Source organism: Roseateles asaccharophilus, from assembly GCF_004362405.1.
Lineage (GTDB): Bacteria > Pseudomonadota > Gammaproteobacteria > Burkholderiales > Burkholderiaceae_C > Kinneretia > Kinneretia asaccharophila.
In genome coordinates this window covers 665,734-685,014 of the sequence record NZ_SNXE01000001.1, presented here as the reverse complement: position 1 = coordinate 685,014, position 19,281 = coordinate 665,734, and the positions used below count along the sequence as shown (strand labels likewise).

The 19,281-nt window shown below is 70.6% G+C and carries 21 protein-coding genes; 9 read left to right on the top strand and 12 right to left on the bottom strand.

Annotation, left to right across the window (positions count from 1 at the left end; genetic code table 11):
- Positions 1-130: 130 nt before the first annotated feature.
- Both DFR39_RS03095 and DFR39_RS03090 read left to right on the top strand, forming a co-directional pair.
- Positions 131-1,057 carry a GGDEF domain-containing protein gene (locus tag DFR39_RS03095; protein WP_133602054.1) on the top strand — a complete coding sequence of 309 codons (927 nt, stop codon included), beginning with the start codon at positions 131-133 and terminating at the stop codon, positions 1,055-1,057.
- Positions 1,047-2,081, top strand: coding sequence for an AraC family transcriptional regulator (locus DFR39_RS03090; protein WP_162849397.1), 1,035 nt, complete (start codon positions 1,047-1,049; stop codon positions 2,079-2,081). The genes DFR39_RS03095 and DFR39_RS03090 overlap by 11 nt, the downstream gene beginning before the upstream one ends.
- A gap of 22 nt (positions 2,082-2,103) precedes the next feature.
- Here DFR39_RS03090 and DFR39_RS03085 read toward each other — a convergent pair whose 3' ends face one another.
- From DFR39_RS03085 to DFR39_RS03070, 4 genes are all read right to left on the bottom strand, one after another.
- On the bottom strand, positions 2,104-2,664 hold the full coding sequence (locus DFR39_RS03085) for a phosphatase PAP2 family protein (RefSeq protein ID WP_133602052.1): 561 nt from the start codon (positions 2,662-2,664) through the stop codon (positions 2,104-2,106).
- Between the two features lie 188 nt (positions 2,665-2,852).
- The gene (locus DFR39_RS03080) at positions 2,853-3,245 is read right to left on the bottom strand and encodes a nuclear transport factor 2 family protein (protein WP_211343773.1); all 393 of its coding nucleotides are present in this window, start codon (positions 3,243-3,245) and stop codon (positions 2,853-2,855) included.
- Positions 3,245-3,790, bottom strand: coding sequence for a DUF2939 domain-containing protein (locus tag DFR39_RS03075; RefSeq protein WP_133602051.1), 546 nt, complete (start codon positions 3,788-3,790; stop codon positions 3,245-3,247). The genes DFR39_RS03080 and DFR39_RS03075 overlap by 1 nt, the downstream gene beginning before the upstream one ends.
- Positions 3,787-4,440 (bottom strand): LysE family translocator, encoded by a 654-nt coding sequence (locus DFR39_RS03070; RefSeq protein WP_133602050.1) that lies wholly within the window; start codon positions 4,438-4,440, stop codon positions 3,787-3,789. The genes DFR39_RS03075 and DFR39_RS03070 overlap by 4 nt, the downstream gene beginning before the upstream one ends.
- Positions 4,441-4,620: 180 nt before the next feature.
- On the opposite strand from DFR39_RS03070, the gene DFR39_RS03065 reads away from it, so the two are divergent.
- On the top strand, positions 4,621-4,923 hold the full coding sequence (locus tag DFR39_RS03065; RefSeq protein WP_133602049.1) for a 2TM domain-containing protein: 303 nt from the start codon (positions 4,621-4,623) through the stop codon (positions 4,921-4,923).
- A gap of 32 nt (positions 4,924-4,955) precedes the next feature.
- Here the strand turns inward: DFR39_RS03065 and DFR39_RS03060 are convergent, their stop codons facing one another.
- Positions 4,956-5,324 carry a VOC family protein gene (locus DFR39_RS03060; protein WP_133602048.1) on the bottom strand — a complete coding sequence of 123 codons (369 nt, stop codon included), beginning with the start codon at positions 5,322-5,324 and terminating at the stop codon, positions 4,956-4,958.
- Positions 5,325-5,441: 117 nt separating this feature from the next.
- Positions 5,442-5,981, bottom strand: a complete 540-nt coding sequence (locus tag DFR39_RS03055; RefSeq protein WP_133602047.1) for a hypothetical protein — start codon at positions 5,979-5,981, stop codon at positions 5,442-5,444.
- A 109-nt stretch (positions 5,982-6,090) separates the two neighbouring features.
- On the opposite strand from DFR39_RS03055, the gene DFR39_RS03050 reads away from it, so the two are divergent.
- Both DFR39_RS03050 and DFR39_RS03045 read left to right on the top strand, forming a co-directional pair.
- The gene (locus tag DFR39_RS03050; protein WP_133602046.1) at positions 6,091-6,510 is read left to right on the top strand and encodes a hypothetical protein; all 420 of its coding nucleotides are present in this window, start codon (positions 6,091-6,093) and stop codon (positions 6,508-6,510) included.
- A 249-nt stretch (positions 6,511-6,759) separates the two neighbouring features.
- Complete coding sequence (locus DFR39_RS03045) at positions 6,760-7,101, top strand: 2TM domain-containing protein (protein ID WP_133602045.1); 342 nt, start codon at positions 6,760-6,762, stop codon at positions 7,099-7,101.
- A 36-nt stretch (positions 7,102-7,137) separates the two neighbouring features.
- On the opposite strand, the gene DFR39_RS03040 is transcribed toward DFR39_RS03045, so the two are convergent.
- Both DFR39_RS03040 and DFR39_RS03035 read right to left on the bottom strand, forming a co-directional pair.
- Positions 7,138-7,704 carry an ATP-binding protein gene (locus DFR39_RS03040; RefSeq protein WP_133602044.1) on the bottom strand — a complete coding sequence of 189 codons (567 nt, stop codon included), beginning with the start codon at positions 7,702-7,704 and terminating at the stop codon, positions 7,138-7,140.
- Positions 7,695-8,555, bottom strand: a complete 861-nt coding sequence (locus tag DFR39_RS03035; RefSeq protein WP_162849395.1) for a helix-turn-helix domain-containing protein — start codon at positions 8,553-8,555, stop codon at positions 7,695-7,697. Before DFR39_RS03035 ends, DFR39_RS03040 begins: the two co-directional genes overlap by 10 nt.
- 88 nt (positions 8,556-8,643) lie before the next feature.
- Between DFR39_RS03035 and DFR39_RS03030 the strand changes: the two genes are divergently transcribed.
- Complete coding sequence (locus DFR39_RS03030) at positions 8,644-10,008, top strand: cytochrome P450 (protein WP_162849394.1); 1,365 nt, start codon at positions 8,644-8,646, stop codon at positions 10,006-10,008.
- Positions 10,009-10,031: 23 nt separating this feature from the next.
- On the opposite strand, the gene DFR39_RS03025 is transcribed toward DFR39_RS03030, so the two are convergent.
- Positions 10,032-10,523 carry a P-loop NTPase family protein gene (locus DFR39_RS03025; RefSeq protein WP_133602041.1) on the bottom strand — a complete coding sequence of 164 codons (492 nt, stop codon included), beginning with the start codon at positions 10,521-10,523 and terminating at the stop codon, positions 10,032-10,034.
- A gap of 280 nt (positions 10,524-10,803) precedes the next feature.
- Here DFR39_RS03025 and DFR39_RS03020 point away from each other — a divergent pair, with 280 nt between their 5' ends.
- The 3 genes from DFR39_RS03020 (at position 10,804) to DFR39_RS03010 (ending at position 15,669) form a co-directional block, all read left to right on the top strand.
- Positions 10,804-12,420, top strand: coding sequence for a PAS domain-containing sensor histidine kinase (locus tag DFR39_RS03020; RefSeq protein ID WP_133602040.1), 1,617 nt, complete (start codon positions 10,804-10,806; stop codon positions 12,418-12,420).
- Between the two features lie 91 nt (positions 12,421-12,511).
- Positions 12,512-13,651, top strand: coding sequence for a PQQ-dependent sugar dehydrogenase (locus DFR39_RS03015; protein WP_133602401.1), 1,140 nt, complete (start codon positions 12,512-12,514; stop codon positions 13,649-13,651).
- Positions 13,648-15,669, top strand: a complete 2,022-nt coding sequence (locus DFR39_RS03010; protein ID WP_133602039.1) for a TonB-dependent receptor family protein — start codon at positions 13,648-13,650, stop codon at positions 15,667-15,669. The genes DFR39_RS03015 and DFR39_RS03010 overlap by 4 nt, the downstream gene beginning before the upstream one ends.
- A gap of 17 nt (positions 15,670-15,686) precedes the next feature.
- Here DFR39_RS03010 and DFR39_RS03005 read toward each other — a convergent pair whose 3' ends face one another.
- The 3 genes from DFR39_RS03005 to DFR39_RS02995 all read right to left on the bottom strand — a co-directional run bounded on the left by DFR39_RS03005 (position 15,687) and on the right by DFR39_RS02995 (position 19,274).
- A complete protein-coding gene (locus tag DFR39_RS03005) occupies positions 15,687-16,079 on the bottom strand; it encodes a YkvA family protein (RefSeq protein WP_133602038.1) in 393 nt (130 codons plus the stop codon).
- A 34-nt stretch (positions 16,080-16,113) separates the two neighbouring features.
- A complete protein-coding gene (locus tag DFR39_RS03000; RefSeq protein WP_133602037.1) occupies positions 16,114-17,802 on the bottom strand; it encodes an AMP-binding protein in 1,689 nt (562 codons plus the stop codon).
- Positions 17,803-17,963: 161 nt separating this feature from the next.
- Entirely contained in the window at positions 17,964-19,274 is a 1,311-nt protein-coding gene (locus DFR39_RS02995; protein WP_133602036.1) for a tryptophan--tRNA ligase, read from the bottom strand.
- Positions 19,275-19,281 lie beyond the last annotated feature (7 nt).

The following is a 19,281-nucleotide window of genomic DNA, read 5'->3' as shown; positions in this document are numbered from 1 at the left end:
TGCGTGACAGCGCGCCCGGCCCGGGCACAGCGGCGCAGCCACGGGCCCAGGCTGAGCTTTTGGGACTCCCCCCGCATCTTGCCCAGGCTGTGTGACAGCCCTGTCACACAGGCCGCCTAGCATGGCGCCCATGTCCCTGCTCAAGCTGCTGCGCGCCGGTCTCTTGCCCGCCCGCGCGCCCATGCCCCTGCTTGCCCCGGTGCTGGGCCTGCGCCATTTCGGCCATGGCCTGCTGCTGCTGGCGGCCTTGCTGCTCCTGCCCTATGCCCTGCTGGGCACGCCCCGGCCGCTGGCCCAGTGGCGCTGGATGGATGTGCTGGGCGAGGGCGGCATGAGCCTCATGGTGGCCGTGTGGCTGGCCTATCTGCGCGCCGCAAGGCCCGCCGGTCCGGTGACCGATCGCCTGTGCCTGGGCATGGCCGGCATGCTGCTGGGCGGCTATGTGGACCTGCTGGACGAGTTCTGGCTGCTGCCCAAGGCCATGGTCTGGGACAACTGGCTGGAGTCCCTGCTCACGCCCCTGGGCATGGCCGTGCTGACCTGGGGCCTGCATCTGTGGCGGCAGGAGCAGCTGGCCCTGAACCGCCAGCTGGGCACGCGCGAGCGCCTGTTCCGGGATCATCGCCGCATCGACACCCTCACCCAGCTGGGTGACGCCGCCTATATGGCGGCCCAGATCGAGCTGGAGCGCCAAGCCGGTCGCGGGGGGCACCTCTGCATGCTGGGCTGGCCCGGCTTCGAAGCCGCCGTGGCCCGACAGCAAGGCCTGGCCGCCGCCGACCAGCTGCTGCGCAATGCCGGCAGCCTGCTGGCCCTGCATCTGGCACCGGGGGAGCTGCTGTGCCGCTATGCCGGCGACCGCTTCGTGCTGCTGCTCCCGGCGCAGCAGGGCGGCGCGGCACGCGCCCGGGCCGAGCTGCTGCGCCGCGCCCTGCAGGACTGGGCCCAGGGCCCCGCGCTCACGCCATGCCTGGTCGGTCTGGACCTGGCGCCCGATGACCGCCTGGCGCCCGAGCAGCGCCTGCAGCAGCTCGCGAGTGGCCTGCATGGCGCTTGAACTGCCCTCGCTCTATCCGCCACCGGCGGCGCCCGGTGCGCCGGCCGCCGCGCGCTATGAGCTGGACAGCCCCTGCCTGGCCTGGACCGACCAGGCCGTGCTGCTGGCCGAGTTCGCCCGCAGCCGCGACCTGAGCCCGCTGCAGCCGCCCAGTGGCAGCGGCCTGATCAGCCCGCGCCAGCTGCTGGCCCTACTGGAAGCCCTGCGCACCGAGGGGGGGCCCGACACCGCCTTCGTGATCGGCCGCCACTGGCTGCCGGGCCATTACGGCCTGGCCAGCCAGGCCTTGCAGGAGGCGCCCGATCTGCTCACGGCCCTGCAGCTGCTGTGCCGGCATGCCGGCAGGCTCTGCCCCCTGCTGACGCCGCGTCTGCTGCTGGACGATCAGGAGCTGATCCTGGTCTGGACCGAGGCCTGCGGCCTGCCGCCGGGCCTGCGCGGCTTTGTGATTGACCTGCATATGAGCGCCGTGACCGGCCTGGCCGACTGGCTGGGCGGTCAGCGCCTGCCCTGGCGCTACAGCTTCAACCGCACGGCCCCGCGCGATCTGGCCCAGCATCTGGTCTATCTGCAGGCTGGCGAACCCGCCGACCTGCGCTTCGGCTGCCAGGCCGATGCCATGCGCCTGCCCCTGGCGCTGGCCCGCCAGCCCTGGCCCACCCGGCCCGGCCGGGCCGCCGCGGCCCTGGCGGCGGGGGCCGACCCCGGCTCCCAGGCCCGCGGCCTGATCGCGGCCCTGCACGACCGCCTGCTGCCCGCCCTGGACAGCCCGCCCAGCCTGGAGCAACTGGCCGCGGAACTGGGCATGAGCCCCGCCACCTTCAAGCGCCGCCTGGCCCAGCATGGCAGCCACTACCAGGCCGAGCTGGACCAGCTGCGCGCCCTGATGGCCCTGTACCTGCTGCAGCTGCGCGGCCAGCCCAACGAGGCCGTGGCCCAGGCCCTGGGTTTCTTCGACGGCGCCAACTTCCGCCGCTTCTTCAAGCGCTGGACCGGCCTGCTGCCCAGCGCGGTAATGCGCTGAGCATGTGCCAGCGGCCCCGGGTTCAGGGCTGCCAGTGCAGGCTCAGGAACACACCGCCGTCCTGCACACTGAGCTGGGCCTTGGCGCCCAGGGGCTCGACCCGCCAGCGCGCCATGCCATAGGCCAAGCCGGCCGAGGCCAGCACCTCGCTCCAGCGATGCCGGTCAGCCTGCACCCGGGTGTGACCCACATAGGTGGCCGCCAGATAAAGGGGCCAGGCCTTGTCCAAGCCATGGCGCAGATGCACATAGCTGGCGGCGCTGAAGGCACGCGCCGCATGACCGCTGGGAAAGCTGGTGTCGCCCTGCCCGTCGGGGCGGGTGACGCCCGTGCTCTTCTTCAGCAGCTCGGCCACACCCGTGGTCAGGGCAAAGGTCTGGGTCAGCTGCCAGGCCCCCTCCCAGTCGCCGCGCCAAGCCTCCACCGCCAGGGTGCCCAGGGGCAGCGCCAGGCTCAGATGGTCACCCAGACGCCGCTCGCTCATGGCCGCCAGATCCAGGCTGGTGCCGGCCAGCAGACCCGCCAGGACCGGACGCCACCCGCGCCGCGAGCAGCGGTACAGATCGGAATGCAAGCTGTTCATGGGGGACCAGCCTAGACGGTGCGGCTTGGCCCGGGCGGCAACAGGGTTTTGAGGCCGCAGCGGCCTGGGCCCTCAGGGCAGCCGGATCACTGCCAGCCGGTATGGCCCTTGCGGTTCAGCAGCATGCCCTGGACTTTTCCAGGGGCGGCAACTTCCGCCGCTGCTGCAAGCGCTGCAGCCGCGACTGTTCATGCTTCAAAGGGCTCACAGGGTGTGCCCTGATGGAAACGCATCTGCCAATCCGCGCCGGGCTCGCGGCTCCAGATTGAGCAGCGGTTGCTGTGGCCCTGCAGCGTACCGTCTGCCTGGCGATGGGCACTGCGGTAGGTGAGCAAGTACTGCCCCTCGGCCAAGGCTTGCAACTCCATGTCCTGCGTATGCACCGTGACCTCGGCTTGTTCAGCAGTCAGCCGGTCCAGGATCTGCTCACGGCTATAGCGTCGGCCGGATCGGCCATGCTCGCGAAACGCAGGGTGCAACAGTTGCTCCAACCTGGCCCGGCTCTGGCGCGTCGCCAGGCCATGCAGCTCGCACTCCAGGCGCCACACAAGGGCAGTCTGTGTCTCGTCCAGTTTCATCATCAAGGCAACCTCATCTCCGCCAGGCGCCAGCCGATCAGCCCCTGGCGGTGCAGCACCAGGGCAATCGGCTCCTCGCCGTCGCCCTCGCGCCGCAGGCTGAAGACAAAGCGACCCGGGCTCTCGTAGCCCATCTCGGTCAGCAGGCGCGGCCGGTCCTCCTGGGAACCGGCCGGCGGCTCACGGCCGCCGGGCAGGCCCAGGGGCGACTCGCCTTGCAGGATGCGACCCAGGGTCTCGGGGGTGATCAGCACATCGACCATGGGCCCCAGCAGGGCGGCGGCCACGGCCGCGCCCATGGCGGCGGCGGGTGTGGGGTCGCCGCGCTCATTGCGCTCGCGCCCGGCCAGGCGATCCTGGACGCTGAGCTTGAGGTGCTGCCGCAGGGCCGGAAAGTCCACATGGACGGCCAGGGCCTGGGCATCGCGCTCCCGGGCGGCCTCGCGCAACTGGTGCACGGTCAGATAGGGCGTGGCGTACAGGGCCAGGCCCGCCACCAGGGCCAGGGCCAGCAGGGCGGTTTTGAGGGGCCGGCGTGTCTTGCTCATCGTTCCGACAGTGCAAGCTTGAGCCCGAAGCTCAGAAACAGGGCCCCAATGGCCCGGTTCAGCCACTGCGCCAGGGCCCCGCCCACCCGCAGACGTGCGCTGGCGAAAGCCGTGGAGAGGGCCAGGAAATGGCACCACAGCATGCCGTTGAAGTTGAAGATGGCCCCCAGCACGATGAAGGCCAGGGCCTTGTGCGGCGCGTCCGGGGCGATGAACTGCGGCACAAAGGCCAGGAAGAACAGGGCCACCTTGGGGTTGAGCACATTGCTCAGAAAGCCCTGGACGAAGACCTTGCGCAGGGGCAGGGCCACGCTGGCAGCCGCCTCCCCGCTGGTGGACGCCGCTTCGCCGTCCCGGCGCCGCCGCGCCAGCAGCATCTGCAGGCCTATCCACACCAGATAGGCCGCACCCACCCACTTGAGCAGGGTAAAAGCCCAGCTGGACGCCGCCAGCAGGGCCGAGAGCCCCAGGGCCGCCGCCAGCACATGCACGCAGGTGCCGGCGCCTATGCCCAGCGCCGCGGCCGAACCGGCCCGCCAGCCCTGGGTGGCGCTGCGCGTCATGATCAGGATGGAGTCCGGCCCCGGCGCGATGTTCAACAGCAGGCCAGAGACGATGAAGAGGGGGATGTCGTGGATGCCGAGCTGCATGGTGTGGCCAGCATAACCGCGGCTGCCATGCGGCAGCGGGCGACGTCCTGCCACTGGCACCCGGCGCCTGACGCTTCACGCCGCCGGCTTGCCAGTCGTCGCAAGCCGCTGGGCGAGAGGCGCGGCAGCGCGCAAAGTCCAGCCATCGACAGCAACACGCACCACGCCCAAGGAAACGCCATGATCACCAGCAACAACGCCGCCACCGACAGCCTGAGCCGCGAAGACGCCCAGCTGCGCCGCCAAGCCCGCCGCCGCGTGGAGCTCAAGCTGGGCTGGCTCAAGCACGCCACGATCTTTGTGCTGGTGAATCTGGGCCTGCACCTGCTGGGCGATGGCCAGCGCTGGACCCAGTTCCCGCTCTGGGGCTGGGGCCTGGGCCTGTCCATCCACGGCCTGGTCACCCTGATGGCCCTGGGCGGCGGCGATCTGCGCGAGCGCATGCTCAGCAGCGAGCTGGCACGGATGAAGGCCCGCGGCTGAGCGGCGCCGCGGGCCGAGTCGGCACCGACCCGTTACTTCATCGAATGCAGGCCCACCTTGTTGCCCTCGGTGTCGATGAAGTGGGCGAAAAAGCCGTAGCCATTGCCGATCTCGGTCTTGGGCACGGCAATCCGGCCTCCCGCGCCTTCGACACGCGCAAGCATCGGCGCGAGGTCGTCTCCGCCGTTCAGATACACCAGCGTGCCAAGGTCCGAGGGCTCCCCGCCCTCACCGTGCACCAGGGCGCCACCCACGGCCTCGGGGTCGCTGGACAGCATGCCCAGGGTGAGCGGCCCCATGGTCATGGGCTCGATGCTGATGCCCAGCACCGTCTCGTAAAAGCCCTTGGCGCGGGCAAAGTCCGTGACGGGGATCTCAAACCAGTCCAGTGCGTGTGCCATGTGGATTGCTCCGGGTTTCGGGTGGGCTTGAAGCCTAGCACCGGGAGCGCTGATTGGCGCGGCCTTGTCCCCAATCCAGGCGCCGCTCACGGCGCCGCGGGCCGAGCCGCAGCCCCCTCAGGGCGCCCGCGGCACCGGCACATCGACGCGCCGCTGCAGGGGGTGGCGTTCAGCCAGGGCTCGCGCCTCCTCGCGCCGACGCTCGAAGTCGGCGTCGCTGTCAAAGCTGAAGGCGCCCGCGGCCGGTTCGCAGTCAGGCCCCGCACAGCGCAGCAGCAGGCTCGACGACGCGCCGGCCCGGAGTTCCGGCAAGCGGCTGCGGCCCGGCCCCGGGCAGCGGTACTCGGCCTCGGTGTAGCGCAGGGTCAGCGGCCGGCCCACGGCCAGCTCGCCGCGCAGCACCTTCTGCACCTGGACTTGCGCCTGCACATGCTGCAGGGCCGGGCAGCCATTGCCCGGCTCCTCACGGCGCTCCACCGTCAGCACGGTGGCCCGGATGCTCAGCGGCGCCGCCGCACGCTCTCTTGACCCCTTCTCCAGCCGCTCCAGCAGGGCCTGCGCCTCGTAGGCCGGGGCCATGACGGCCCATGTCCGGACGGGCCCGAGCGCGCCCAGCAGCAGGACGCACAACAGCACAACAGGGCGGACTGGCTTCATGGGCGACACTCCCGACATCGCATGACGATTTCAACAAGGCTCAGCGCCGATGCTAGCGTGCCGCCGCATTCGACTGATCCCAAGCCGCGATGGAGAAGCTGCTGTGCCCATGAACAAACACGATCCGCGGCGGCGTCCCGCGCTGGGTCTGCTTCTGGCCCTGCTCAGCCTGGGGGCAGGGCCCGCCTGGGCCGACAAGGCCCAGCCTCTGGATCCCCGTCAGGCCCAGGCCCTGTGGCAGGACGGACGTTGGCTGGCCTTACAGGCCGCCATGAAGTCCGCCCTGCAGATGCAGTGTGAGATTCCCCCGGCGTCCGCCACCCTGGCGCGTGAGATCACGCCCCCGGCCGCGACCTCCACGCCGAGCGCGTCCGCGCCCGCCAGCGCCGACTGGCGCTCACGGCAGCACGAGCTGCTGCTGCCCTGCACGGGGCAGCAGGGGCTGCGCGCCCTGCGAATCCGGGCCGAATATCTGCCCACGGTCTCCGAGCCCCTCAATCTGGAGCTGAGCCTGCTGTTCCAGCGCTGAGCCCACGCGCAATTCGCGAGCCCGGCGTACCGATCGCGCTCACCCTTGAGCCGGGTAGGCCAGGCCCCACCCCCTTGGCAGGCTTGCACGCGCGGTAGCGACCCAGCCATCGGCGCTACGCCGCTGTCGATCCACGCCGTGCGCTGGCCATCCGTCGCAAGCGCCTGGGCCGCAAGCCAGGTGCCCGGCAAGATGCGCTCATCGCTCGCCACCGCGGGCACAACACCCACCGCACCCCGGGAGACCCAGATGAACAGCACCCTGCACAACAGCCAGCCCAACAACAGCCAGGACAGCGAGGCCCTGGCCCAGCAAGAGCAGGCGGAGCGCCAGCTGCTGCGCCAGGCGCGCCGCCGCGTGGACCTCAAGATGGGCTGGCTCACGCACGCCTGCGTCTTCGTGCTGGTGAACCTGGGCTTTGCGCTGCTGGGTGACGGTCAGCGCTGGACCCAGTTCCCGCTCTGGGGCTGGGGCCTGGGCCTGGCCATCCACGGCGTGGTGACCCTGCTGGCCCTGAACGGCGGCGGCCTGCGCGAGCGCATGCTGGCCAAGGAGCTGGAGCAGCTCAAGCGACACAAAGCTCAGCCGTGATCAGGGCCAACGGTGTGCTCCAGGCCCCTCTCGGGTTCAGGCGCCATCGGCCTCGGCACGGAGTGGCTTGCCATTGAGCACCAGCTCAAGCCCTGGGTTAACCTCTTGCACAGCGCTCAGCCACTTGACAAGGGCAGCCACGTCCATGGCTTGAGCGGCAAGCCCGGCCAACACTTCTCCGGCAAGGCAATTGCCGGTTTCGAGGTTTTGCTCGTCGACAAGCTGATGCGCGAGAAGCGTGCCACGCCCGAAACGTAGACGAAGCGTCTGCGTCGACTTCCGAACGGTGACATCCAGGCTTTCACACAGCTGGTTCAGCAGCGATATACCCAGTCCCTGCAGCTGTACCGGCGGCGAGTCCGCACGGCCAAACGGAAACGCCAGATGCCCATAGATGAAATCCAGGTATGGCGCGCCCTCGACCGTGCGAGAGACGGAATGCCCTCGCCCATCGTCGGAAACCGAGAACTCGGTCCCGGAACAGTTCACGACGATACGCCTCGCGTGTCCGAGCTGATGCTCGCCGAGCGCGTACAGCACGAGGGTCTGCACGATCCGAAGGGGCAAGTCAAGTTCGGTGTGTTGCAAGGCGCTCAAACCCATACCCGATATGCCCAGAACGCCTCGTGGCTGAAGATGCGCCGGCGCAGCTCCTCGGGGCTGAAGCCGCTGACGCGGCGGATTTCCCTGCACAGATGGGCCTGATCCGCGTAGCCGGCGTCCTGGGCCAGGGCGCTCCAGAGCACGGCGCCTGCTTCCAAATCGCCGCGCGCCTGATGAAAGGCGGCCTCCGCACGGCTGATGCTGCGCAAGGCACGCAGGCTCTGCCCGCTCCAGCGCTTGATACGACGCTCGACCTGGCGCAGGCTCTCGCCATGACCACCGGCCACGGCCTTCAGCGCCAGGTTCTCCATCCAGTCGCGGTAGCGTCGCGGCGGCGCCGTCTGGGACTGAGCCAGGGCACGCCAGCGGGGCAACAAGAAGGCCTCGAGCCTGGCTTGGCAGGCATGCTCATCCGGGGCCGCCAGCAGGGACGCGCTGAGCGTCTGCCACTCCGGCCCCAGCACCGACTCGATCGACTCGCAGCCATCGACCAGGGATGCCAGGTCCAGGCCGGTCAGCGCATGCAAGGCATCGGGCAGCCACGCCACCATGAAGCAGCGCGTGCCGGCATCCGAGCGGAACTGTGCCGGCCGGCTGCGCGGGCCGCCCACCAGGGCGCGACCGGGCAGCCGCCGCTCGCTGCCGTCGTCCAGCACCTGCACGCCATCGCCATCGAGCACCCAGGTCATGCCGCAGTAAGGCGTGGCCGGGAAGTGGCTGCTGCGCTGCTCGTCCGTCAGGGCCCCGGCCGCCAGCGTGTCTCGCCACATTGAGGCATACAGGCAGCCGCTGAGCGCCAGGCTGGGGGCGATCAGCCGGGCGATGGCATCGGGGTGGCGATCACTGTCCATGCCCGCAGTGTAGTGAGCCCGCCCACGTCGCCCGCCCATGTCGATTTCGTTCAAGACGCCGCTTGAGCCGACGCTCATGATGCGCAGCATGAACACACAAACCCTGCCTAGCGCCTCCGCAAGCCGGCCGCCGGGACCCACCGGCCTGGGCTTTGACCGCCTGCGTGCCATGAGCCGCGACTACCTGGGAACCCTCGGCGCCCTGCATGCGCGCCATGGGGACATCGTCCGCCAGCGCTTCATGCACCTGGTGGACTACAGCTTCCTGCACCCTGAGCATGTGCGCGACGTTCTGGTCGCCTCGCATGACAAGCTGATTCGATGGGAACGCGGCACCGAGGTCTTTGCCAGTGCCCATGGTCACAGCGTGCTGGTGGCCGAAGGCGCGGCCTGGAAGCGCCAGCGCCAGATGCTGCAGCCCGCCTTCTCGCCACGTCGGGTCGAGGGCTTCGTGCCGCGCATGGTGCAGGCCAGCCAGGACAGCCTGGCCGGATGGGCAGGCGCATCGGAAATCGACTTCGAGGCGGCCATGACGCAGACGACCATGGCCGTCATCATGCAAACGCTGTTCTCGCGCACGGATGCGACGCAAGGGCGTGCCATCGCCGCCGCCGTGCACGATCTCAGCATCGAGGGCATGAAGGAGTTCTACTGGCCCGTGAGCGCTCCGCTGTGGGCCCCCTGGAAGGCGCGCAAGCGCCGCGCCCTGGCGCTGCTGGATCAGTACATCGAAAGCCAGATCCGTGAGCGCCTGGCCAGCCCGCAGACGCACCAGGACCTGCTGGGCCTGATGCTTGAGGCCCGCGACCCCGAGGATCAGGGCCTGAGCGCCCGCGGCCTGCGCGACGAGTGCATGACCACCTTTCTGGCTGGCCACGAAACCACCGCCGCGGCGCTGACCTGGTGGGGCTGGTGCATGGCCGCCCATCCCGAGGAACAAGCCCGCATCGCCGATGAGGTGCTGTCCCTGCTGGCCGATCGCGCACCCACGGCCGCCGATCTGCCGCTGATGCCGCGCCTGGCCCGGAGCTTCAAGGAAACCCTGCGCCTCTTCCCGCCGGCGGCCGGTCTGCTGTCGCGGCGAACCACCGAGCCCCTGCGCGTCGGCGGCTACGAACTGCCCCCCGGCAGCATGGTCCGCCTGACCCCCGCCCTCACCCACCGCGACCCACGCTGGTTCGAGGACCCCGAGGCCTTCCGCCCCGAACGCTTCGACGCAAGCAGCGGCCACCCCGAGATCCCGCGCGGCGCCTGGCTGCCCTTTGGTGCCGGTCCGCGGGTCTGCCTGGGCAGCCACTTCGCGCTGACGGAAATGGGGGTCATAGCCGCGCAGATCCTGCAGCGCTACGAGCTGCGGCCGCTGGCCCACCGGCCACCGCCGCGGCCAAGACTGGATGTCACGCTGCGGCCCGACCAGCCCCTGCGGCTGGGCCTGCGGCGGCGCGGCAGCTAGGCGGAGCGGCTCCGACGCCGGGGCTAGACCTCATCGGTGCGCACCAAGACCGGATGCTCGACCTTGGCCCCTAGGTGGGCGTCAAAGATGCGGCGGTGCGCGGCATAGGACCAGGCGTCATCCCGCGTGTAGTAGGCCGCCACCCAGTCCTGCAGCGCGGCCAGCATCGAGTTCTGCGCCTCCATCGAGGCGTATTTGTGCGGCTCCCAGGGCCGCCGCAGATTGTTGGCTAGGCAGGCCTCGAGGCCTGGGTTGAGAAAGACCAGCTCGGTGCAGTGGCTGGCCGCCGTCTGGACCAGCTCGCCATAGCAGCCCTCGATCACCCAGCAATCTTCGCTGTCGATGAAGGCCTGCAGGGACGCAGCAATCTCCTGCGGCTGGCGCTGAACCGCGATCTGACCCGGCTCCCACACGATGGCGTCCAGGTCCAGGTGCGCAAGCCCCTGCCGCGCCGCCACGGCCTTGGCATAGCTGCTCTTGCCCGAGCCGGAATTTCCGTAAACAAGAATTCTCATGAACGACCTCGGCGCTGTGAAGCGCGGCACCAGCACCTGCACGACCCGCAAGCGACAACGGCGCCGATTCTAGGCAGCGCCTGGGGCGCCTGCACCCGCTGTCCGGCCTCGGCAACACGCGTGACAGGGCTGAGGCGACACCGCGCAGTCCGTGATCCGGTTGTGGCAAGACCTGGCCCTTGCGGGCGACTTGCGGGCGACTTGCGGGGCGAACAGCGGACCAGCGCGCTGGGGATGTCGCTAGACTGAGCTCTGTAACAGGAATCGTCCCCAGCCCCTCATGCGCCAGACCGCGACCGAGCCGACCATCAGCACCGACCTGCTGGACAGCCTGGCCCAGCAGCTGCCGGGCGTGCTCTACCGCTGCGCCCTGGACCCGGACTGGACCATGCGCTACATCAGCTCGGGAATCACGGCGCTGGCGGGGCATCCGCATACCGACTTCATCGGCAACCGGGTGCGCAGCTATGCCAGCCTGATTCATCCAGAGGACCGCGCCCATGTGGAGCGCTGCGTGCGCGAGGCGGTGGCCGCGCAGCAGGCCTATGACATCGAGTACCGACTGATCGACGCGCGCGGCGAGCAGCGCTGGGTGCAGGAGCGCGGCCGGGGCGTGTTCGACACAGCGGGCCAGCCCCTGCATCTGGACGGCGTGATCCTGGAGACCACGGCCACGCGGCGGCTCAGCGCCCAGCTGCAGGCCATCATCGAGCATGCGCCGAATGTGGCCATCCAGAGCTATGACGCGCAGGGCCGTGTTCTGAGCTGGAATCCGGCGGCGGAGCGGCTGTTCGGCTGGCGCGCCGCCCAGGTGCTGGGGCGGCGCTTGGACGAGTTCCTGCTGTCGGCCGAAGACTTCCAGGCCTTTCTGGCCGGCCTGCGCCAGGTGGCGGCCCAGGGCGGCGCCTCCACGCCCAGCGAATGGAGCTGCCAGCGCCCCGATGGGGGTCTGGCCCATTGCCTGGCCACGCAGTTCGAGATCCCGGCCCTCAGCGGCGAGGAGCGGCTCTTCATCTGCATGGACGTGGACATCGGCGAGCTGCACGAGGCGCGGACGGCCCTGGCGCGCAGCAACCTGGAGCTGGAGAGCCGGGTGGCGGCACGCAGCCAGGAGCTCCAGCAGGCCATGACCCAGCTGATGGAGGCCGAGAAGCTGGCCGCGCTGGGGCGGCTGGTGGCGGGCGTGGCCCATGAGCTGAACACGCCCATCGGCAATGCACGCACCGTGGCCAGCACCCTGGTGCAGCAGATGGCCGACTTCAAGCGCCGGCTGCGCGAGCGCGAGCCGCTGCGCCGCAGCGAGCTGGAGCAGTTCCTGGAGGCCAGCGAGCAGGCGGCCCGGCTGGTGGAGCGCGGCATGTCGCGCGCGGCCGAGCAGATCAGCCGCTTCAAGCAGGTGGCGGCCGACCAGCACAGCACGCAGCGCCGCCGCTTTGCCCTGCGCGACGCCCTGGGCGATATCGTGTCGGCCCTGCAACCCCAGTTCCGCACCGGGCCGCACCGCCTGCATCTGGATGAGATTGCGCCGCTGAGCCTGGACAGCTATCCCGGGCCGCTGGAGCAGATCATTGCCAATCTGGTGCAGAACGCGCTGATGCATGGCCTGGATGGGCGCAGCGAGGGCGGCGAGGTACGCATCGCGGCCGAAGCCGGACCGGCCGGCAGCGTGCTGATCACGGTGCGCGACAACGGCCGCGGCATCCCGAGCGAGATGGCGGGCCGGGTGTTCGAACCCTTCTACACCACCCGGCTGGGGCGCGGCGGCACGGGACTGGGCCTGCATATCGCGCACAACCTCAGCAGCGGCGTGCTGGGCGGCAGCCTGCAGCTGCTGCCCCCGGATGCGCAGCGCCCCGGCGCCTGCTTCCGGCTGCGCCTGCCCCTGGTCGCGCCCTGAGCCCGGCAAAGCCCTGCACCGGCAGGGATACGGTGGCTTGGGCAAGATGCGCGCACCGCTTTACCGCCGCTCAACGCCGCCCACCGCCGCCATGTCCCTCAAGCCCTCACCCGCCGCCTGTCTGCTGATCTGTGCCGCCGCCCTGTCCGGCGCAACGGCCCTGGCCCAGACACCCGCCCCTCGCCATGTGGAAACCGTGGCCAGCGGCCTGGAACGCCCCTGGGCCCTGGCCTTTCTGCCCGGCGGTGACTTCCTGGTGAGCGAGAAGCCGGGCGCGCTGCGCGTGGTGAGCGCCCAGGGCCGCATCGGGGCGCCGCTCACGGGCCTGCCGGCCATCCAGTTTGCCGGCCAGGGCGGCCTGCTGGATGTGGTGTTGGACCGCGACTTCGAGCGCAGCCGCGCCCTGTCCTTCTGCTTCACCGAGGCGGGTGCAGGCGCCGACAAGGGGCGCAATGGCACGGCCCTGGCCCGTGCCACGCTCAAGGCCGACCGCACGGGGCTGGAGCAGGTGCAGATCATCTTCCGCCAGGCTCCCAAGATGGAAGGGCGCCACCACTTCGGCTGCCGCATCGTGGAGTCGACCGATGGGCAGAGCCTCTTCCTGACCCTGGGTGAGCGCTTCACCGGCATGCAGCGGGCCCAGACCCTGGACAACCATCTGGGCAAGGTGGTGCGTGTGCTCAAGGACGGGCGCCCCCACCCGGACAACCCCTTTGTGAAAACCGCCGGGGCCCTGCCCGAGATCTACAGCCTGGGCCACCGTCACCCCCAGGGCGCCCTGCTGGACGCCACCGGCCAGCTCTGGATCCATGAGCACGGCCCCCAGGGCGGGGACGAGATCAACCGCGTGCTGCCCGGCCGCAACTATGGCTGGCCCGTCATCACCTATGGCGAGAACTATGGCGGCGGCAAGATCGGCGTCGGCATCACGCACAAGGACGGCCTGGAGCAGCCGGTGTGGCAGTGGACGCCCTCCATCGCCCCCTCGGGCTTTGCCCGCATCAGCAGCAGCGCCTATGGCAGCGACTGGCAGGGCAGCTATGTGGTGGGCGCGCTCAAGTTCCGCCAGCTGCAACGCGTGAGCCTGGACGCCGAGGGCCGCATCGTGGGCAAGCCCCTGGTCTTTGCCCAGGACATCGGCCGCGTGCGCGATGTGCGTGAGGGCCCCGATGGTCTGCTCTATGTGCTGACCGAGGACGAGCCCGGCCGCCTGCTGCGCCTCAAGCCTTGATCGCCACCCTGCTGCTGGCCCCGGCGGTGGCCCTGCCGCCGGTGCAGATCAGCGGCGGCCTGCGCGCCGGGCCGCTGCTCGAGACACCGGCGGCCGTGGCCCTGCTGGATGCCCAGGCCCTGGCCCAAAGCGGTCCGGGGGTGCATCTCAGCGAGTCCCTGGGGCGTATGCCCGGCGTGTGGGCGGCCGATCGCGGCAATGCCGCGCAGGATCTGCAGCTCAGCGTGCGTGGCTTCGGTGCGCGCGCCAGCTTCGGCGTGCGGGGCCTGCGCCTTTTTGTGGACGGGCTGCCGGCCACGGCGCCCGATGGCAGCGGCTCCGTGAGCCATTTCCCGCTGGATGCGGCAGCGCGGCTGGAGCTGCTGCGCGGCCCCTTCAGCGCCCTGCACGGGGTGCACAGCGGCGGCGTGCTCAGCCTGCACACGCGCGCACCGCAGGGCGGACCCACGCGCTGGCAGGGCGATGTCTGGGCCGCCAGCGACGAGCAGCAGCAAGTGCGCCTGCAGGCCGAGGGCGGCGCCACCAGCGCGCCCTGGCGCCTGGGCCTGGCGCATTGGCGCAGCGCGGGCCAGCGCCCGCAGTCGCAGGCCGAGCGCAGCCTGCTGGACGCGCGCTGGGACTTTGTGCCCGGCTGGAGCGCCCGCCTCAATCTGCAGAGCCAGCCGGCCGAGGATGCGCTGGGCCTGAGCCGCGCCCAGTGGCTGAGCGATCCCGAGGGCGTCACGCCCGCGGCCCTGGCCTTCAACAGCCGCAAAACGCTGCAGCAGCAACAGCTGGGCCTGAGTGGCAGCTGGGGCGGGGGCTGGCAGCTGCGCAGCTGGCTGCTAGGCCGGCAGGTGTGGCAGTGGCAGGCCCTGCCGGTGGCCAGCCAGCTGCCGCCCAGCCACCCCGGCGGGGTGATCGCGCTGGAACGGCAGCAGCTGGGCGCCGACCTGCGCCACGAGGGCCCCGTCTGGACCCTGGGCCTGCAGCTGGACACCCAGCGGGAGCAGCGGCGCGGCTATGAGAACTTCATCGGCCCCAGCCTGGGCGTGACGGGCACGCTGCGCCGCGATGAGCGCAACCAGGCCCTGGCGGCCGAGGTCTATGTGCAGGGCGAACACCGGCTGAGCCCGGATCTGGTTCTGCACACCGGCCTGCGCCTGGGGCAGCAGCGCCTGCGCAGCCAGGACCGCTTTCTGCGCAACGGTGACGACGGCGGGCGAGCCCGCAGCCCGGTGGCCCTGCCCGCCCTGGGACTGGTGGGCAGCATGGCGCCCCAGACCCGCTGGTTTGCCAGCCTGGGCCAGGCCCGCGAAACGCCCACCCTGGCCGAGCGTGCCTACCGGCCCGACGGCAGCGCCGGCCTGAACACCGCGCTGCGCGCCCAGCGCAGCCGGCAGGCCGAGGCCGGGCTGCGCCAGAGGGGCGGCAGCGGCGAGCGCGCCTGGGCGCTGGAGGCTGCCGTGTTCGTGGCCCGGACCAGCGACGAGATCGTCAGCGCCCGCAACAGCGCGGGTCGCAGCGCCTTTGCCAATGCCGGCAGCACCCGTCGCCAGGGTCTGGAGCTGCAGGCGCAGGGCCCCCTGCCTCAGGGCTTGGAGGGACTGCGCTGGGCCCTGGCCCTCAGCAGCTTGAGCGCACGCGTGAGCGAGGCCTACACGGTCTGCGGCGCGCCCCCCTGCGGCACGGCCAGCTTGATCGTGCCGGCCGGCGCCCGGCTTCCCGGCGCACCGGCGCGCACGCTGCGCCTGGACCTCTCCACCGCGGACGGTGCGCCCTGGCAGGCGGGGCTGACGCTCAGTGCCCGCAGCCGCCTCTGGGCCGATGAACGCAACACCGAGGCCGCCCCCGGCGTGGCCCTGCTGTCGGCCTGGTGGCGCTGGCAACTGGCTGCGGACAGCAGCCTGAGCCTGCGGGCCGACAACCTGGCCGACCGGCGCCATATCGCCAGCGTGATCGTCAATGAGAGCAATGGCCGCTTCTACGAGCCGGGCCCCGGACGGCGCCTGAGCCTGCAGCTGCAGCAGCGCTGGTGAGGCGGCGGGCCGCCGGTTCAGGCCCCGTCCAGGTAGCGGACCAGCCAGACGATGAGCACCGCAGCCAGCAGCAACCAGATCAGCACCACGCCGGCCGCGGCGGCCCAGCTGCGCGGGCGCGCCAGCAGCTGCTGGGCGCGCACGCGGGCCCGGGCCATCACGGGTGGGGGCATAAGCTTGAGCACCAGCCACAGGCCCAGGGGCACCAGCAGCAGATCGTCCAGCCAGCCCAGCACCGGAATGAAGTCGGGGATCAGGTCGATGGGGCTGAGCGCATAGGCCGCCACCAGCAGGGCCAGCAGGCGCGGGCCGCGGGGGGCGGCCGGATCGCGGGCCGCGAAATAGACACTCAGAATCTCGCCCTTGAGCAGCAGGGCCCAGCTGCGCCACAGGCCTCGTCGTTTTGCCATGCCGGCATTCTGCGGCAGGCCGGCGCGGCCCGCCTCAGTCGCCCATGATGACCTTGTCGCGCTTGGCCACCCACTTCTCAAACTGCGTGGCGTAAGCCTCTTCGACCTTGTTGCGTTTGACCTTGAAGGTGGGGGTGATGAAGCCGTTGTCCACCGTCCAGGGGGTCTTGAGCACCACCAGGCAGTCGAGCTGCTCATGCGGGTCCAGGCGGGCGTTCACATCGTCCAGATGCTGGCTGAGCTGGGCCATGAGCTGCTCGCGGTCGGCCTGGGAGCCGCTGCGCTGGGCGGCGTCGGGCGAGAGCATGACCAGACCCAGGGGCTGGCCCAGATTGGCCCCGGTGACCATGCAGGCCTCCACGGCCGGGTGCATGACCAGACGGTCCTCGATGGGCGCAGGCGCCACGTACTTGCCCTTGCTGGTCTTGAACAGATCCTTGACCCGGCCGGTGATGCGCAGGCAGCCGTCGGCGCGCAGCTCGGCCTTGTCGCCGGTGCGCAGCCAGCCGTCCTCGGTGATCGCCTCGCGGCTGAGGCCGGGCTCCTTGTAGTAGCCCAGCATCAGGGCGGGGCTGCGCATCTGCAGCTCGCCATTGGCCGGATCGATGCGGGTCTCCACCCCGTCATAGGCCGGGCCCACCGTGCCCTGCTGGTTCTTGCCCGGCACGGTGATATGGGAGACCGCCAGGTTCTCGGTCATGCCATAGCCCTCGTTGATGGGCAGGCCCAGGCGCTCGTACCACTGCAGCAGGGCCAGGGGCATGGGCGCGGCACCGCCGGCGGCGATGCGGCACTGGTTCAGGCCCAGGGCCTTGAGAATCTTGCGCCGCACCAGACCGCCGATCAGCGGGATGCCCAGCAGGCGCTCCAGCTTGGCCGGCGGCATCTTGGCGTGCACGCCCTGCTGGAACTTGACCCACAGGCGCGGCACCGAGAAGAAGACGGTGGGCAGGGCGCGCTGCAGGTCGGCGGTGAAGGTGTCCAGGCTCTCGGCAAAGAACAGGTGCATGCCGGTGCGCAGCCAGCCATGCTCCACCAGCACCCGCTCCACCACATGGGCCAGGGGCAGGTAGGAGAGCATGCGGTCCTCGCCATGCAGGGGAATGCGGGCCAGGCCGCTCTGGATGGCCCAGGCAAAGCCGGCAAAGCTGTGCATCACGCCCTTGGGGTTGCCGGTGGTGCCCGAGGTGTAGATCAGGGTGCAGAGCTCGTCCGCGCCGCGCAGGATGTCGCCGCTGAGCGGGGCGGTGCGGGCGCAGATGGCGTCCCAGCCCTCGTACTCGGCGCGGGCCGAGTCGGGCGAGAGCGGGTAGCTGTAGCAGGGCAGACCGGCGGGCACGCCGGGCTTCATGCCGTCCCAGCCGTCGAGCTTGCCCACGAACAGGGCCTTGGCCTCGCTGTGCTCCAGGATCTGGCGGATGGTGTCGGGCGCCAGCGTGGGATAGAGCGGCACGGAGACATGACCGGCCATCCAGATGGCCAGATCGCTCATCAGCCACCAGGCGCAGTTCTTGGACAGGATGGCCACCTTGGAGCCGGGCTCCCAGCCCTGGGCCTTGAGGTGGGCGGCCATGCGCCGCACCTGATCGGCCACCTGGGCCCAGCTGAAGTCCTGCACCCGGCCGCCGCCCATGGGCTGGCTCAGGGTGATGCGGTCGGGGGTCTGACGCTCCCAGTGGTACAGGCGCTGCAGGGCCAGGCTGTCGGCGGGGATGGTGGCCATCCGGGTCTCCTCTTGTAGGTCTTGATAGGCAGGATAGCCCGGACCCAGAGACCCGGCGCACCCTTGTCAGGGTCTCTAGGCTAAAGACCCCGGACCGGTGCGCCTAGGGGGTTTTCGCGGCCCTGCCGCAAGTCAGAGAGAACTCTCTAAAACCGGGCGTCTCAGTCCTGGGACTCGGCCGCCTGCAAGGCCTGCAGGGCCTCGTGCAGCTGGACCTCGGCCACGCCCTCGGCGCGCTGCACCGGCGCCTGCGCCAGCGCGGCCACGCCCTCCTTCTTCAGCCGGGCCACCCATTGGCCGGCCTCGCGGCCCTGGGCAAAGCCCTGGCTCTGCAGCAGCAGGCCGCCGTCGGCGGCATTGAGCTTGAAGTAGAACTGGCCGTCGGCCTCGCGGTACTGCTTGAAGACCGGCAGGGCGGACTTGGCCTTGGCCTGGGGCGCGGCCTTGGCCTGCAGGGGCTGGAAGCGGCGCAGGCCCACGGCCTCGCGCAGGCGCTGCAGCAGCGGGGCGGCCAGGGCGCGGGCGCGGGCCGCGCCTTCCATCAGGATGGTCTCGATGCGCTCGGGCTCGGCCATCAGGGCGTCGTAGCGTGCGCGCATGGGGCCGATCTCGGCCTCGATCAGCTCGAAGAGCTGCTGCTTGGCCTCGCCCCAGGCCAGGCCGGCGCGCAGCGCGGCGCGGAAGGCCTCGCGCTGGGCAGGGGTGGCAAAGGCGTCGTAGATCTGCACCAGGTGCGAGCCCTCGGGCTCCTTGGGTTCGCCGGGCAGCTTGGAGTCGGTGACGATGCGGGCGATCGCGTCCTTGAGCGCCTTGGACCCGCCCTCGAAGAGCGGGATCACGTTGTCGTAGCTCTTGCTCATCTTGCGGCCGTCCAGGCCCGGCAGCAGCTCCATCTCTTCGTCGATGCTGGCCTCGGGCAGGACGAAGAAGTCCTCACCGCGCCCGAAGAGGTGGTTGAAGCGCTGGGCCACATCGCGCGCCATCTCGATGTGCTGCACCTGGTCCTTGCCCACGGGCACGCGGTGGGCGTTGAACATCAGGATGTCGGCCGCCATCAGGATGGGGTAGCTGTACAGGCCCATGGTGACGCCGGCGTCGGCGTCCTCGCCCGCGGCCAGATTAGCGTCCACCGAGGCCTTGTAGGCATGGGCGCGGTTCATCTGACCCTTGCTGGTGACGCAGGTCAGCAGCCAGGTCAGCTCGGGGATCTCGGGGATGTCGCTCTGGCGGTAGAAGACCACGCGCGAGGTGTCCAGGCCCGCGGCCAGCCAGGTGGCGGCAATCTGCAGGCGCGAGGCCTCGATGCGGTCGGGCTCGTCGCACTTGATCAGGGCGTGGTAGTCCGCCATGAAGAAGAAGCTCTCCACGCCCGGCGCGCGGCTGGCCGCGATGGCGCGGCGCACCGCGCCCACGTAGTTGCCGAGATGCAGGGTGCCGGTGGTGGTGATGCCGGTGAGAACGCGTTGGGTCATGTCGTGG

Coding starts and splice junctions, on each gene's coding strand:
- DFR39_RS03075 (WP_133602051.1), bottom strand. CDS start 3,790: ATGAGCAAGACACGCCGGCCCCTCAAAACCGCCCTGCTGGCCCTGGCC.
- DFR39_RS03090 (WP_162849397.1), top strand. CDS start 1,047: ATGGCGCTTGAACTGCCCTCGCTCTATCCGCCACCGGCGGCGCCCGGT.
- DFR39_RS03045 (WP_133602045.1), top strand. CDS start 6,760: ATGAACAGCACCCTGCACAACAGCCAGCCCAACAACAGCCAGGACAGC.
- DFR39_RS03015 (WP_133602401.1), top strand. CDS start 12,512: ATGTCCCTCAAGCCCTCACCCGCCGCCTGTCTGCTGATCTGTGCCGCC.
- DFR39_RS03095 (WP_133602054.1), top strand. CDS start 131: ATGTCCCTGCTCAAGCTGCTGCGCGCCGGTCTCTTGCCCGCCCGCGCG.
- DFR39_RS03055 (WP_133602047.1), bottom strand. CDS start 5,981: ATGAAGCCAGTCCGCCCTGTTGTGCTGTTGTGCGTCCTGCTGCTGGGC.
- DFR39_RS03070 (WP_133602050.1), bottom strand. CDS start 4,440: ATGCAGCTCGGCATCCACGACATCCCCCTCTTCATCGTCTCTGGCCTG.
- DFR39_RS03065 (WP_133602049.1), top strand. CDS start 4,621: ATGATCACCAGCAACAACGCCGCCACCGACAGCCTGAGCCGCGAAGAC.
- DFR39_RS03035 (WP_162849395.1), bottom strand. CDS start 8,555: ATGGACAGTGATCGCCACCCCGATGCCATCGCCCGGCTGATCGCCCCC.
- DFR39_RS03025 (WP_133602041.1), bottom strand. CDS start 10,523: ATGAGAATTCTTGTTTACGGAAATTCCGGCTCGGGCAAGAGCAGCTAT.
- DFR39_RS03080 (WP_211343773.1), bottom strand. CDS start 3,245: ATGATGAAACTGGACGAGACACAGACTGCCCTTGTGTGGCGCCTGGAG.
- DFR39_RS02995 (WP_133602036.1), bottom strand. CDS start 19,274: ATGACCCAACGCGTTCTCACCGGCATCACCACCACCGGCACCCTGCAT.
- DFR39_RS03050 (WP_133602046.1), top strand. CDS start 6,091: ATGAACAAACACGATCCGCGGCGGCGTCCCGCGCTGGGTCTGCTTCTG.
- DFR39_RS03000 (WP_133602037.1), bottom strand. CDS start 17,802: ATGGCCACCATCCCCGCCGACAGCCTGGCCCTGCAGCGCCTGTACCAC.
- DFR39_RS03060 (WP_133602048.1), bottom strand. CDS start 5,324: ATGGCACACGCACTGGACTGGTTTGAGATCCCCGTCACGGACTTTGCC.
- DFR39_RS03030 (WP_162849394.1), top strand. CDS start 8,644: ATGAACACACAAACCCTGCCTAGCGCCTCCGCAAGCCGGCCGCCGGGA.
- DFR39_RS03005 (WP_133602038.1), bottom strand. CDS start 16,079: ATGGCAAAACGACGAGGCCTGTGGCGCAGCTGGGCCCTGCTGCTCAAG.
- DFR39_RS03085 (WP_133602052.1), bottom strand. CDS start 2,664: ATGAACAGCTTGCATTCCGATCTGTACCGCTGCTCGCGGCGCGGGTGG.
- DFR39_RS03020 (WP_133602040.1), top strand. CDS start 10,804: ATGCGCCAGACCGCGACCGAGCCGACCATCAGCACCGACCTGCTGGAC.
- DFR39_RS03040 (WP_133602044.1), bottom strand. CDS start 7,704: ATGGGTTTGAGCGCCTTGCAACACACCGAACTTGACTTGCCCCTTCGG.